The sequence below is a fragment of the Streptomyces sp. A2-16 genome (assembly GCF_018128905.1).
GTDB lineage: Bacteria > Actinomycetota > Actinomycetes > Streptomycetales > Streptomycetaceae > Streptomyces.
Map to the genome: position 1 here is coordinate 1,425,757 of NZ_CP063808.1, position 13,527 is coordinate 1,439,283.

The window sequence follows — 13,527 nt, forward strand, 5'->3', positions numbered from 1 at the left end:
AGCTCACCAAGTGGTGTCCGTAAGGCCTCAGTTGGCAAAGACGGTGACGCTGTCCTCGGTCGCGTGTCGCGTCTCCAGCTCCTCGGCGTCGTGCGTGAGCGCCTTGCGCCGTACGACGACCACGAGCGCGCCCAGTACCGCGGTCACGGCCGCCACCACGAACGGGACGTGGATGTCGGTCCACTCCTCGATCTTCGGCGCGAAGTAGGGAGCCGCGGCCGCCGCGAACCAGCGCACGAAGTTGTAGCCGGCGCTCGCCACGGGCCGCGGGGCGTCCGAGACGCCGAGCGCGAGCTCCGTGTAGACCGTGTTGTTCACGCCGATGAAGGCGCCGGACAGGATCGTGCAGACCACGGCCGCGGTGTGGTTGCCGTAGCCGAGGACCAGCACGTCGAGCGCGAGCAGGACGAGCGAGCCGCCGAGCACCTTCAGCGAGCCGAACCGCTCCTGCAGACGCGGCGCGGCGAACACCGAGAAGACGGCGAGCAGCACACCCCAGGCGAAGAACACGGCACCCGACTTGTACGGGGTCATGTCCAGCACGAAGGGCGTGAAGGCCAGCACGGTGAAGAACGTGTAGTTGTAGAAGAAGGACGAGACCGCTGCCGAGGCGAGCCCGCCGTGGCCGAGTGCCCTGATCGGGTCGAGCAGCGACGTCTTGCGGGCCGGCTTCGGCTGCTCCTTCAGGAACACCGTGACGCACAGGAAGCCGATCGCCATCAGGAAGGCCGTACCGAAGAACGGGTAGCGCCAGCTGGCGTTGCCGAGCAGGGCGCCGACCAGCGGACCGCACGCCATGCCGAGGCCGAGGGCGGACTCGTACAGCAGGATCGCCGCCGCGCTGCCGCCGGCCGCGGCGCCGACGATGACGGCGAGGGCCGTGGAGACGAACAGGGCGTTGCCGAGGCCCCAGCCGGCCCGGAAGCCGACCAGTTCGCCCACCGTGCCGGAGGTGCCGGCGAGTCCCGCGAAGACCACGACGAGGGCGAGTCCGAGCAGCAGGGTCTTCTTGCCGCCGATGCGGCTGGAGACGAAGCCGGTGACCAGCATCGCGATCGCGGTGATCAGGAAGTACGACGTGAACAGGAGGGAGACCTGGCCGGCCGTGGCGTCCAGGCCCTGGGCGATCGACGGCAGGATCGGGTCCACGAGTCCGATGCCCATGAAGGCGACGACGGACGCACCCGCCGTCGCCCACACGGCCTTCGGCTGGCGCAGGATGCCGCCGGCTCCCGCATCGAAGGGGTCCATGGTCGGTCCTCCACTCCTCTGAGATAGTTGGTATATACACATACTAAGTTAGGTCGGCTAATAAATGCAAGGGGCATCTAGTTCCGGCCGGTGATGCCCGCCGAACCGCTTCCCTCCGGACGGGTGATCGTCCTTGACGTGAGGGGGCGAGGGTAGGACCGTGGGGCCCTATGAGGGGCGAACCCAGTTGCCCGAAGTGTGGTGGCCGGGTCAGGGCTCCCGGACTCTTCGCCGATGCCTGGCAGTGCGATCTGCACGGGACCGTGCATCCGCTGCAGCCCGTGATCCCGCCCAGTGTCGAGGCCCTCGACGTCGTGGTGCACCGCACCCAGGTGCCGGTGTGGATGCCGTGGCCGCTGCCGGTCGGCTGGCTGTTCACCGGCGTGGCCTGCGCGGGTGACGACCGAAGCGGCGGTCGCGCCACGGCCGTGGCCTGCACGGGACCCGGACCGCTCGGGGGCGTCGGCGAGCTGATCCTGGTCGCCGAGGAGCTCGGGGTCGGGCTCGGGGCGCGCTACGCGGGGATCGACGGACCGGATCCGGGACCGTACATGAGCGTGGAGAAACCGCCCCAGGCGAAGGTGCTGGCCGCCGGTCGGCCGACCCCGCTGTGGCATGTCTCGGGAGCACCTGAGGACAGAGCCGTGTTCGCGGGGGAGGCGCTCGGGATGTGGCTGTGGGCGGTCGTCTGGCCCGAGCAGTCCGGACTGCTGATGTACGACGAGCTGGTGCTGACGGATCTGCGGGATGCGGGGGCCGAGGTCGAGCTGGTGCCCTGCGGGGCGCTGTCGCCCCGGCTGCTGAAGCCCTGACTGTAGGGGGCGTACCCGCGCTGCGGGTGTGACAGGGGAGCTGGAAAATCCGGTTATCCTTGAGCGTCCTCTTGTGTTCCGTCAGCGTCTGGAGTCCGCGTCGTGCGTATCGATCTGCACACCCACTCCACCGCCTCCGACGGCACCGACACGCCCGCCGGGCTGGTGCGCAACGCCGCCGCTGCCGGGCTGGACGTCGTCGCCCTCACCGATCACGACACGACACGTGGGCACGGCGAGGCCGTGGCCGCGCTGCCCAAGGGCCTGACCCTCGTCACCGGGGCCGAGCTGTCCTGCCGGATCGACGGGGTGTCCATGCACATGCTGGCCTACCTGTTCGACCCCGAGGAGCCGGAGCTGCTCGCCGAGCGCGAGCTGGTGCGGGACGACCGGGTGCCCAGGGCGCGCGCGATGGTCGCCAGGCTCCAGGAGCTGGGCGTGCCCGTCACCTGGGAGCAGGTGGCGCGGATCGCCGGGGACGGATCCGTCGGACGGCCGCACGTCGCCACCGCGCTCGTCGAACTCGGGGTCGTGCCGAGCGTGGACGCCGCCTTCACGACCGACTGGCTGGCCGACGGCGGGCGGGCCCACGTGGCCAAGCACGAGACCGACCCCTTCGAGGCGATCCGGCTGGTCAAGGCGGCCGGCGGAGTCACCGTGTTCGCCCACCCGGGCGCGAGCAAGCGCGGTCGCACCGTCCCGGAGTCCGCGATCGCCAAGATGACCGCCGCCGGACTCGACGGCATCGAGGTCGACCACATGGACCACGACGAGGACACGCGCGTACGGCTGCGCGGGCTCGCCGCGGACCTCGGACTCCTCGTCACCGGCTCCAGTGACTACCACGGCAGCCGCAAGACGGTCGCCCTCGGCGAGTACACGACCGACCCCGAGGTGTACGGGGAGATCACGCGCCGGGCGACGGGCGCCTTTCCCGTCCCGGGGACCGGCGGAATCTGAGGTCCGACCCCGCTTCCCGTCATCCGGTGCCGCAGGCCGCGCCCGGCGCCGTGTTCCACCACTTTCTGTAAGGCCAGTTCCGTCATGTTCGACGTCGCCGTCTTCGGCTCGCTCTTCCTCACCCTGTTCGTGATCATGGATCCCCCCGGGATCACCCCGATCTTCCTCGCCCTGACCGCCGGCCGGCCCGGCAAGGTGCAGAAACGGATGGCCTTCCAGGCCGTCTGCGTGGCGGGCGGTGTCATCGCCGTCTTCGGGCTCCTGGGCCACCAGATCCTGAACTACCTGCACGTCTCCGTGCCCGCGCTGATGATCGCGGGCGGGCTGCTGCTCCTGCTGATCGCGCTAGACCTGCTCACCGGCAAGACGGACGAGCCGAAGCAGACCAAGGACGTGAACGTGGCGCTCGTACCCCTGGGCATGCCGCTGCTCGCGGGACCGGGCGCGATCGTCTCCGTCATCCTCGCCGTGCAGAAGGCCCACAGCGTCGCCACGCAGGTGTCGGTGTGGGCGGCCATCCTCGCCATCCATGTCGTGCTGTGGCTGGTCATGCGGTACTCGCTGCTGATCATCCGGGTCATCAAGGACGGCGGCGTCGTGCTGGTGACGCGGCTCGCGGGCATGATGCTCTCCGCGATCGCCGTGCAGCAGATCATCAACGGGATCACCCAGGTGATCCGGGCAAGCTGAAAGGGCCCCGGTCCGAGACCGGGGCCCTGAAGCTTCTGCGGTGATCCGCGTGTGTGTCGTCGAGTCGTCTGTGTCGTCTTGAGTCGTCTGTGCCGTCTGTTACGAGGCCGTGGTGACGGCGGGACGGATCCAGAGCCGCTGTCCTGTCGCGGCGGCCTGCTGAACGATCCGATTGACGGAGGCGGCGTCCACGACAGTGCTGTCCACGGGCGTGCCGTCGACGTCGTCGAGTCGCATGATTTCGAAGCGCATGGCTTCTCCCTTCGTCTGGTCATCCTCCTGCGGAGAATTACTGCGTACACATGGAGTCAACGGGATGCGTGTTACAAACATTCCCTACGCTAAATAAATTTTTCGAACGGCTAACTACTGACCGGTAAGTGAGTCTTCGGAGACTCCTTGGGACCGGTTGTGTTCGCAGCGTGACCGCCGGGACAATGGTGGCGATGAACGACGACCTGGCGCCCCTGAGCGCCCGCATCGACCGCACCAACGAGCTGCTCACACGCATGCTCGCCGAGGTGGCGAAGACGCCCTCGACGCATGCGATCTTCGTCGACGCGGGATACCTCTACGCGGCCGCGGGACGCCTCGTCACCGGCACCGAGGACCGTCGTGCCTTCGACCTCGACGCCGAGGGCCTGATCGAGGCCCTCATCGACCGGGCCAGAAGCATCTTCGCCGACAGCAGACTGCTGAGGGTCTACTGGTACGACGGCGCGAGACGCCGTATCCACACCGCGGAGCAGCAGTCCATCGCCGAACTCCCGGACGTGAAGGTCCGGTTGGGCAACCTCAACGCCAACAACCAGCAGAAGGGCGTCGATTCGCTGATCCGCTCCGACCTGGAGTCCCTGGCCCGCCACCGCGCGATCAGCGACGCGGCGCTCCTGGGCGGGGACGAGGACCTGGTCTCGGCGGTCGAGGCGGCCCAGGGCTACGGCGCCCGTGTCCACCTGTGGGGCATCGAGGCCCCCGAGGGCCGCAACCAGGCGGAACCACTCCTGTGGGAGGTCGACAGCCAGCGCACCCTCGACCTCGACTTCTTCAAGCCGTACGTCGTGCGGCGCGCCGCCGTCCCCTACGAGGCGACCGCCACCCGGCCCGCCCGCGACGACGTCCGTTTCGTGGGCGCGCAGATCGCCGCGAAGTGGCTCGCGGAGCGGGGGCGGGCGGCGCTGCAGGAGCTGCTGCCCGGGCATCCCTATCTGCCGGGCTCGGTGGACCAGGACCTGCTGGTGGAGGCGGAAGGCCTCCTTCAGTACTCCCTGCGGGGGCAGGCCGATCTGCGACGGGCTCTGCGCGACGGGTTCTGGGAGCACCTGCAGGGGCAGTACTGACCCCTCGGGCCGCTCGGACCTCTTACGCGCCGACGCTGTCCCAGAAGTCGGCCAGGGCGTGGGCCGTGGGGAGGGGCTGGTCGGCGTTGGGGGAGTGGTCGGCCCCCGGGATCACCGTACGGCGGGCATTCAGGCGTACGGCCATGTCGTCGAGGAGGGGGACCGGCCAGGTGTCGTCCTGCGAGCCGGACAGCACGTGGAACGGCAGCGGGACGGCGGCGAGTTCGCCGACCAGATCCGTCTCCGTGCACAACTGGCCTCCCGTCGCGAGGAGTTGGGCGGGCTTGTTGCCGAGCCAGCGGCGGCGCAGCTGTGCGATGTCCCCGATGCCCTTGGCGGGGCCGCCGACCTCCTCCGGTGGGCCCATGGCCAGGATCGCGTCCCACACCTCGGCCATCGACATCACACCAAGCGCGTCCCGCAGCAGCTTCACGCGCTGCTGCTGGGAGTCGGAGATCTGCGCGGGGCCCGAGGAGACGAGGGTGAAGGAGAGGAACGGGGAGTGGTCCAGCAGTACGGCGGCCCGGGCGATCTGACCGCCCAGGGAATGCCCGACCAGGTGCAGGGGCGTGCCCAGGGCGGCGGCCTGGGCGAGCACATCCCGCGCCAACTCGCCTCGCGCGTAAGCGGATTCGTCGGTCTGCGGCCCGTCCGACTCGAACTGGCCCCGCCCGTCCACGGCCACGACCCGGTATCCGCGCGCGGTCAGCGGCTCGTGGAGCAGCGTGAAGTCCTCCTTGCTGCCCGTGAACCCGGGCAGCAGCAGCGCGGTGCCCTTCGGGGCGACACCGGGGGGCACGGCCGACTCCACCGCCGCGAACTCGCCGCGCGCGGTGCGCAGGGGGTGGACGCGGGCGCCGGGCGGCGGGGTGAAGACGGCACGGGTGCTCACGGGGTGAGGGTAGCGGGCGGGGGTGGAGGGTTCGGGTCGTAGGGGTGGTGTGGGAGTGGTGGGTGGTGCGGAAGAGGGCGCCGCGGGAGTGGTGGGTGGTGCGGAAGAGGGCGCCGCGGGGGTGTGGGTGGTGGCGTAGGGGTGCGGCGGGGGGGGGTGACGGAGGGGGTGCCGCGGGGGTGTGGAGGGCTCGTCGCGCAGTTCCCCGCGCCCCTAGGTGGGGGCGTCGGCGTCGGCTGCTGTGGGACGCCTCCGGGAACGCCGACGGCCCGGTCCCTCCACCAGGGACCGGGCCGTCGGCGTCGAATCAGCTGTCCGCGGGCTCCGCGGCGGCCGTCTTGCGGGTCCGGCGGCGGGGTGCGGCCGCCTTCGGCTCCTGGTCCGCCTGCGCCGGGATCTCGGCGGTCACCGCGGGCTCGGCGGCCTTGCGGGTCGTACGCCGACGGGGCGCGGCCTCGGCCGTCTCCGTGGCGACCTCGGCGGTGGCCGTGGTCTTGCGGGTGCGGCGGGGCTTGGTGGCCGTGCCTTCCGCGGTGTCCACTGCTGCTTCGGCGGCCTTCGCGGCGGCGGTCTTGCGGGTCCGCCGGGGCTTGGTGGCCTCGGCCGCTTCGGGTTCCTGGGCCGTCTGGACCGGGATCTCGGTGGCGGTGGCGGTGGCGGCCGGTTCGGCGGCCTTGCGGGTGCGGCGGCGCGGCTTGGCTTCCGTGGCCTCGGCCGTGTCGAGCGCTGCCTCGGCGGCGGCCGGAGCCGCGGCAGCCGTCTTGCGGGTGCGGCGCGGCTTGGCCTCGGTGGCCTCGGCCGTGTCGACCGCCGTCTCCGTGGCGACCTCGGCGGTGGCCGTGGTCTTGCGGGTGCGGCGCGGCTTGGTGGCCGTGCCTTCCGCGGTGTCCACTGCTGCTTCGGCGGCCTTCGCGGCGGCGGTCTTGCGGGTCCGCCGGGGCTTGGTGGCCTCGGCCGCTTCGGGTTCCTGGGCCGTCTGGACCGGGATCTCGGTGGCGGTGGCGGTGGCGGCCGGTTCGGCGGCCTTGCGGGTGCGGCGGCGCGGCTTGGCTTCCGTGGCCTCGGCCGTGTCGAGCGCTGCCTCGGCGGCGGCCGGAGCCGCGGCAGCCGTCTTACGGGTGCGGCGCGGCTTCGTGGCCGGGGCCTCCGGAGCGGTTTCGGCGACCGGTGCGGCCTCCGCGACCGGCGCGGCCTCGACCACCGTCTCCACCACGGCCGGCGTCTCCGCGGTCTTGCGGGTCCGGCGGCGGCGCGGCTTGGACGGGGTCTCGGTGTCGAGGGACGGGCCCTCAGCCGTCGTGACGGCGGACTCCGCGGCCTCGGAGGCGACCGGCTCCACCGGTGCCGCTGCCGTGGTCGTCGTGGCCGGCACCGCGTCGGACGCCCCGCCGCGGGTGCGGCGACGGCGGCGCGGGGTGCGGGTCGCGGTGGTGTCCTCGGCCGCGGTGGGCTCCGACGGGGCGACCGCCTCGGCGGGGGCCGTCGCGTCCAGCGGGGTCCCGCTGCGAGTACGGCGGCGACGGCGCGGCGTACGGTCCGAACGCTCGCGGTCGGCGGAGCGGGACTCGTCCCGGCCACCACGTCCGCGACCCCGGTCACGGTCACCGCGACCGCGTGCACCGCGCCCGCCCGTCTCGCCCAGGTCCTCCAGCTCCTCCGCCCCGAGCCCGGCGCGCGTGCGCTCGGCCCGCGGCAGGACACCCTTGGTGCCCGCGGGGATGTTCAGCTCCTCGTAGAAGTGCGGGGAGGTGGAGTACGTCTCCGGCGGATCGTTGAAGTTGAGCTCCAGCGCCTTGTTGATCAGCTGCCAGCGCGGGATGTCGTCCCAGTCGACGAGGGTGATCGCGATGCCCTTGGCACCCGCGCGACCGGTACGGCCGATGCGGTGCAGGTACGTCTTCTCCTCTTCGGGAGACTGGTAGTTGATGACGTGCGTGACGCCCTCGACGTCGATACCACGGGCGGCGACGTCGGTGCAGACGAGGACGTCCACCTTGCCGTTGCGGAAGGCGCGCAGCGCCTGCTCACGGGCGCCCTGGCCCAGGTCGCCGTGGACCGCGCCGGCGGCGAAGCCGCGCTGCTGGAGCTGGTCGGCCAGGTCGGCAGCGGTGCGCTTGGTGCGGCAGAAGACCATGACCAGTCCCCGGCCGTCGGCCTGCAGTATGCGCGCGACCATCTCGGGCTTGTCCATGTTGTGCGCGCGGTACACGTGCTGCTTGGTGTTCGCGACCGTCCTGCCCGCGTCGTCGGGCGAGGTGGCGTTGATGTGCGTGGGCTGCGACATGTAGCGGCGCGCGAGACCGATGACCGCGCCCGGCATGGTCGCCGAGAACAGCATCGTCTGGCGGCGGGCCGGCAGCAGGTTGATGATCTTCTCGACGTCGGGCAGGAAGCCCAGGTCGAGCATCTCGTCGGCCTCGTCGAGGACGAGCGCCTTGATGTGGCCCAGGTTGAGCTTCTTCTGGCCCGCGAGGTCCAGCAGTCGGCCCGGGGTGCCGACGACGACGTCGACGCCCTTCTTGAGGGCCTCGACCTGGGGCTCGTAGGCACGGCCGCCGTAGATGGCGAGGACGCGTACGTTGCGCACCTTGCCCGCGGTCTGCAGGTCGTTGGTGACCTGGGTGCACAGCTCGCGCGTGGGGACGACGACGAGCGCCTGCGGGGCGTCGGTCAGGGCCTCGGGCTTGGCGCGGCCGGCCTCGACGTCGGCGGGGACGGTGACGCGCTCGAGGAGCGGAAGGCCGAAGCCCAGCGTCTTGCCGGTGCCGGTCTTGGCCTGGCCGATGACGTCGGAGCCGGAGAGGGCCACCGGGAGCGTCATCTGCTGGATGGGGAACGGGTTGATGATGCCGACGGCTTCGAGGGCCTCGGCCGTCTCGGTGAGAATTCCGAGATCGCGGAAAGTCGTAGTCAGGGTGCTGCCTCTTCTGTGTGCGCGGTGCGAGGCGAGCGCGGGGGGTCGTCTACCGTGCTGGGGACGTCGGCTGCCTTACGGGTTGAGCCGTAATGGCACGGGACCACTGCCGACGCTCTAGCGCTCGTACCGCTGAGGGTCCCCCTCCGAACCCCGTACGCACTGTGCCGTACGGGCGAGGAGGGCTGTCGGGTCGGAGCCGATCGGGCCACCGACCGGGCATCCTCATACGTGCGGCCTGTCGAGGTGCGGTGCACTGGGAAAGTGCCGTCGTACCAGCAGGCGCATTACCACCATACCCCGGAATCGCGCACATGCGATGGCCGATTTGGTCACGTAGTCGTCGTCACACTGATTGACCAGGGCCTTCCGCCGTCCGGAGAGCGGGCTATTGTGCGCTTCATGACGACCTCTGACAAGCCCGACAACGCCTCCGAGACCCCTGCCGAACCCACCGTCGAGCGCACCGGTGTCGCCGCCCAGGACTGGACGAAGGCCTCCGCCGACCCGCAGTACCGAGCCGCGGTCGTCGACCTGCTCGGCGCGCTCGCGTACGGCGAACTGGCGGCCTTCGAGCGGCTCGCGGAGGACGCGAAGCTGGCGCCCACGCTTGCGGACAAGGCGGAGCTGGCGAAGATGGCGTCCGCAGAGTTCCACCACTACGAGAAGCTGCGCGACCGCCTCACGGAGATCGGCGAGGAGCCGACGCTCGCCATGGAGCCGTTCGTCGCGGCCCTGGACGGCTTCCACCGGCAGACGGCGCCCTCGGACTGGCTGGAAGGGCTCGTCAAGGCGTACGTCGGCGACTCGATCGCCAGTGACTTCTACCGGGAGGTCGCGGCGCGGCTCGACACGGACTCGCGCGAGCTGGTGCTGGCCGTCCTCGACGACACCGGGCACGCCGGGTTCGCCGTAGAGAAGGTGCGGGCGGCGATCGACGCGGATCCGCGCGTGGGCGGCCGACTCGCGCTGTGGGCACGGCGGTTGATGGGGGAAGCCCTGTCGCAGTCGCAGCGGGTCGTCGCGGACCGGGACGCGTTGTCGACGATGCTCGTCGGGGGTGTCGCGGACGGGTTCGACCTCGCCGAGGTGGGACGGATGTTCTCCCGGATCACCGAGGCGCACACCAAGCGGATGGCCGCGCTCGGCCTGGCGGCGTAGCGCCCGATAGTCGGAGCGGGGGGTCGGGCGTCGGGGTGCCGGGCGACCGTGGGCCGTCCGGCGTCGGTCGCGCGGTTCCTGGCGTCCCTGGAGTTCCTCGCGCCCCTGAGGTTCGCGCCCCTGAAGTTCGCGCCCCTAAGGGGGGTTTCCGTCGCCCTTTCTCACGCCGTCGCCGAACGGCGGAGTCTTCCCGACGGGCGCAGGAGCAGGGACAGGGACGCCACCGAGACCACCGCGGCGCCCAGGAAGATCAGCAGGATGCTGCCGGGGTCCAGCGCGGTGTGGGTCACGAAGGCGCCGAACAGGGCTCCCGCGGTGCCCGTCGCGAGGACCAGGGAGCGGGCCGGCAGACGGTGGGCGAGGCGGTGCGCCGCCACCCCCGCCAGCACGAGACCGAGCAGAGCGGAGCCGAGCGCTTCGAACAACATCATGGGGTCCCTCCCACACGGCCACACTGCGCATCACGGTCGTAGCCCGTCATACCCGTGACCTGCGGAATGCAATCCTCCTGTGTGTGCTCCCCGTGCTCCATACGTGGAGGAGATGAACTCACCCGCGACACGAAGAGGGGCCCGGCGCCTTCCGGCCGCCGGGCCCCTCTTCATGCGTCTGCCTACAGCGCGCCGAAGCCCACCTTGCGCGGAGCCGGCTCACCGAGCTCGACGTACGCGAGACGGTCGGCCGGGACGAGGACCTTGCGGCCGTGCTCGTCCACGAGGCTCAGCAGCTGAGACTTGCCGGCCAGCGCCTCCGCCACCGCCCGCTCGACCTCGTCGGCGCTCTGACCGCTCTCCAGAACGATCTCGCGGGGCGCGTGCTGCACGCCGATCTTGACCTCCACGGTATGTCCCTCCGACGGTCAGTGAAGTGCGCGACCTTCCGCGCCGTACCCAGCACACATTAGCCCGGTGAGGGGACGTACACGCTCCGCCCGAGAACGCCAACAGCGAACATCGGACGGGAACAAACGCCCCGCACGCGTGCGTGCGGGGCGTTCGTTCGTGATCCTGCCGGTTTTCAGTGGTGATCGGTGCCGTGCAGCGGGAATCCGGCGATGCCGCGCCACGCCAGCGACGTCAGCAGCTGGACCGCCTGGTCGCGCGGGACGCTGCGGTCGCTGTGCAGCCAGGACCTGGCCACCACCTGGGCGAGACCGCCGAGGCCGGACGCGAGCAGCATCGACTCCGCGCGCGAGAGACCAGTGTCCTCCGCGATGACCTCGGAGATCGCCTCCGCGCACTCGACGGTGACCTTGTCGACGCGCTCGCGCACCGCGGGCTCGTTGGTCAGGTCCGACTCGAAGACCAGGCGGAAGGCGCCGCCGTCGTCCTCGACGTACGCGAAATAGGCGTCCATGGTCGCCCGTACGCGCTGCTTGTTGTCGCTCGTCGACGCGAGCGCGGTGCGCACCGCCTGGATCAGGGACTCGCAGTGCTGGTCCAGCAGCGCGAGATAAAGGTCGAGCTTGCCCGGGAAGTGCTGGTAGAGCACCGGCTTGCTGACACCGGCCCGCTCGGCGATGTCGTCCATGGCGGCCGCGTGGTAGCCCTGTGCCACGAAGACTTCCTGTGCGGCGCCCAGCAGCTGGTTCCGTCGGGCACGGCGCGGCAGGCGCGTCCCCCGCGGGCGTGCCGCCTCTGTCTGCTCGATGGCTGTCACGCCGCCTCCCAATGTCGTCCACATGCGGTGTGCGCCGCGCCGCCATCGTACTTTTCGGTAACCCTGCTGTGCGCGGTGCGAACGCAGAATTTCACGGACCGGACGGTGACGAAAGCCACGCAAAGGTTTTAAACGGGCATCTAGTGGGCAGTGGCCGCCCTGTTCCTGCTCAGGAATGCCCTGATGAGTGCATTGCCGACCGCTTCTCGCCGTTCCGGCGTCACCGGCGCTCGTGTCACCGATCGCCGTGTCACCGATCGCCGTGTCGCCGATGGCCGTGTCACCGATAGTCGTCCTCGTCGATCGAGACGACTCGGGCCTGTTCCACGAGGTCGGCCTCGTTGGCCCGGTCGGGGTCGACGCCGGTCAGCGGGTCGTCGCGGTCGCGCGCGACCTCGGTGTGCTGCTCGGCCGCGTCGCCCTCGGGGGCCTCGACATCGAGCTCGACGGCGTCGTCCTCCTCCTCGAAGGCCCCCGGGTCGGCGAAGGCTTCGGGGTCGGTGGGGTCGTAGGTCATGGTGGGCTCCCTTCCTAGAACGTCCCTGATGCACACAGGGGGCCACATTCGGGTGCCCTGCGTACGAGCCTAGGAGACACGCGATCTGGACGCCATCGATGTGCGTGCCCCACCGCCCGCCCGCCGCCCGCACACCTCGTACAGATGCTTGTGATGGCGAACACATGAACCACTGCGTGATCGTCTCGTAACATTGCCGCATGTCTTCGACCGAGCTGCCCTTCGTGCCGCCCGCCACCGTCCTTCCGAAAGTGGCACCCGTCAGGGTCGGTGAAGGTGAGCGGCTGCGTTCGGTGAGGCTGCCGGGGATCACCCTGACGGTGCGTTCGAGGCCGCCCGCGCGCGAGGGGCTGCCGCCCGCGTTGTACGTCCACGGCCTCGGCGGTTCCTCGCAGAACTGGTCGGCGATGATGGAACAGCTGGAGGGCGAGCTCGACGGCGAGGCCGTCGACCTGCCGGGCTTCGGCGACTCCCCGCCGCCGGACGACGGCAACTACTCGATCACCGCTCACGCGCGCGCGGTGATCCGCCATCTCGACGCGTCCGGCCGCGGGCCCGTCCACCTCTTCGGCAACTCCCTCGGCGGCGCGGTGTCCACGCGCGTCGCAGCGGTGCGGCCGGACCTGGTGCGCACCCTCACCCTCGTCTCGCCGGCCCTCCCCGAGATCCGCGTCCAGCGCACCGCCGTGCCCACCGGGCTGCTGGCGCTGCCCGGCGTGGCCGGTCTGTTCACCCGCTACAGCAAGGACTGGACGGCCGAGCAGCGCGTCCGCGGGGTCATGGCCCTGTGCTACGGCGACCCCGCGCGCGTCACCCCGGAGGGCTTCCGGCACGCGGTCGAGGAGATGGAACGACGGCTCCAACTGCCGTACTTCTGGGACGCGATGACGCGCTCCGCGCGCGGACTGGTGAACGCGTACACGCTGGGCGGCCAGCACGCGCTGTGGCGCCAGGCCGAGCGCGTCCTCGCACCCACGCTGCTCGTCTACGGCGGTCGCGACCAGCTCGTCGGCTTCCGCATGGCCCAGAAGGCGGCCCGAGCCTTCCGCGACTCCCGGCTGCTGACACTGCCCGAGGCCGGGCACGTGGCGATGATGGAGTACCCGGAGACCTTGGCGGGGGCGTTCAGGGAGTTCGCCACGGACGCGCGGGCCCTGGCCGCGGACAACGGAGCTTCCGGCGGTTCCCTGGGAGAACCCGACGCTTCCGTGGGACGCTCTGACGGGCGTGACGGCTCCGCGGGCACCTCCGGTGAGGAAGCCTCGGACACAGGGGGAGACGCCGCAGCGGTTTCCGGTGACGGGGCCGACACCACCATCGTGGGGAGCTGA

The 13,527-nt window shown here is 71.0% G+C and carries 14 protein-coding genes; 6 read left to right on the forward strand and 8 right to left on the reverse strand.

The window, feature by feature from the left end; all coding sequences use genetic code 11:
* Positions 1–27: 27 nt before the first annotated feature.
* The gene (locus IOD14_RS06645; protein ID WP_123991493.1) at positions 28–1,251 is read right to left on the reverse strand and encodes an MFS transporter; all 1,224 of its coding nucleotides are present in this window, start codon (positions 1,249–1,251) and stop codon (positions 28–30) included.
* A 170-nt stretch (positions 1,252–1,421) separates the two neighbouring features.
* Between IOD14_RS06645 and IOD14_RS06650 the strand changes: the two genes are divergently transcribed.
* The 3 genes from IOD14_RS06650 to IOD14_RS06660 all read left to right on the forward strand — a co-directional run bounded on the left by IOD14_RS06650 (position 1,422) and on the right by IOD14_RS06660 (position 3,713).
* Complete coding sequence (locus tag IOD14_RS06650) at positions 1,422–2,063, forward strand: DUF6758 family protein (protein WP_123991494.1); 642 nt, start codon at positions 1,422–1,424, stop codon at positions 2,061–2,063.
* 102 nt (positions 2,064–2,165) lie between these two features.
* Positions 2,166–3,023: a PHP domain-containing protein gene (locus tag IOD14_RS06655; protein WP_212669862.1), complete on the forward strand. Its 858-nt coding sequence runs from the start codon at positions 2,166–2,168 to the stop codon at positions 3,021–3,023.
* Between the two features lie 84 nt (positions 3,024–3,107).
* Positions 3,108–3,713 carry a MarC family protein gene (locus IOD14_RS06660; RefSeq protein WP_123991496.1) on the forward strand — a complete coding sequence of 202 codons (606 nt, stop codon included), beginning with the start codon at positions 3,108–3,110 and terminating at the stop codon, positions 3,711–3,713.
* Between the two features lie 99 nt (positions 3,714–3,812).
* Here IOD14_RS06660 and IOD14_RS06665 read toward each other — a convergent pair whose 3' ends face one another.
* Positions 3,813–3,965 (reverse strand): hypothetical protein, encoded by a 153-nt coding sequence (locus IOD14_RS06665; protein WP_123991497.1) that lies wholly within the window; start codon positions 3,963–3,965, stop codon positions 3,813–3,815.
* Between the two features lie 194 nt (positions 3,966–4,159).
* On the opposite strand from IOD14_RS06665, the gene IOD14_RS06670 reads away from it, so the two are divergent.
* Positions 4,160–5,053, forward strand: a complete 894-nt coding sequence (locus tag IOD14_RS06670; protein ID WP_174269227.1) for an NYN domain-containing protein — start codon at positions 4,160–4,162, stop codon at positions 5,051–5,053.
* A 22-nt stretch (positions 5,054–5,075) separates the two neighbouring features.
* On the opposite strand, the gene IOD14_RS06675 is transcribed toward IOD14_RS06670, so the two are convergent.
* Positions 5,076–5,945, reverse strand: a complete 870-nt coding sequence (locus IOD14_RS06675) for an alpha/beta hydrolase (RefSeq protein ID WP_212669863.1) — start codon at positions 5,943–5,945, stop codon at positions 5,076–5,078.
* A 307-nt stretch (positions 5,946–6,252) separates the two neighbouring features.
* The gene (locus IOD14_RS06680) at positions 6,253–8,766 is read right to left on the reverse strand and encodes a DEAD/DEAH box helicase (protein WP_212669864.1); all 2,514 of its coding nucleotides are present in this window, start codon (positions 8,764–8,766) and stop codon (positions 6,253–6,255) included.
* A gap of 486 nt (positions 8,767–9,252) precedes the next feature.
* Between IOD14_RS06680 and IOD14_RS06685 the strand changes: the two genes are divergently transcribed.
* Entirely contained in the window at positions 9,253–10,020 is a 768-nt protein-coding gene (locus tag IOD14_RS06685) for a ferritin-like fold-containing protein (RefSeq protein WP_123991500.1), read from the forward strand.
* 161 nt (positions 10,021–10,181) lie between these two features.
* Here the strand turns inward: IOD14_RS06685 and IOD14_RS06690 are convergent, their stop codons facing one another.
* From IOD14_RS06690 to IOD14_RS06705, 4 genes are all read right to left on the reverse strand, one after another.
* Entirely contained in the window at positions 10,182–10,448 is a 267-nt protein-coding gene (locus tag IOD14_RS06690; protein ID WP_174269328.1) for a hypothetical protein, read from the reverse strand.
* Between the two features lie 185 nt (positions 10,449–10,633).
* Positions 10,634–10,861 (reverse strand): DUF3107 domain-containing protein, encoded by a 228-nt coding sequence (locus IOD14_RS06695; RefSeq protein ID WP_123991502.1) that lies wholly within the window; start codon positions 10,859–10,861, stop codon positions 10,634–10,636.
* 176 nt (positions 10,862–11,037) lie between these two features.
* Positions 11,038–11,679, reverse strand: a complete 642-nt coding sequence (locus IOD14_RS06700) for a TetR/AcrR family transcriptional regulator (protein WP_123991503.1) — start codon at positions 11,677–11,679, stop codon at positions 11,038–11,040.
* Positions 11,680–11,959: 280 nt separating this feature from the next.
* Positions 11,960–12,196, reverse strand: a complete 237-nt coding sequence (locus IOD14_RS06705) for a hypothetical protein (protein ID WP_212669865.1) — start codon at positions 12,194–12,196, stop codon at positions 11,960–11,962.
* Between the two features lie 200 nt (positions 12,197–12,396).
* Here IOD14_RS06705 and IOD14_RS06710 point away from each other — a divergent pair, with 200 nt between their 5' ends.
* Entirely contained in the window at positions 12,397–13,527 is a 1,131-nt protein-coding gene (locus tag IOD14_RS06710) for an alpha/beta hydrolase (protein WP_123991505.1), read from the forward strand.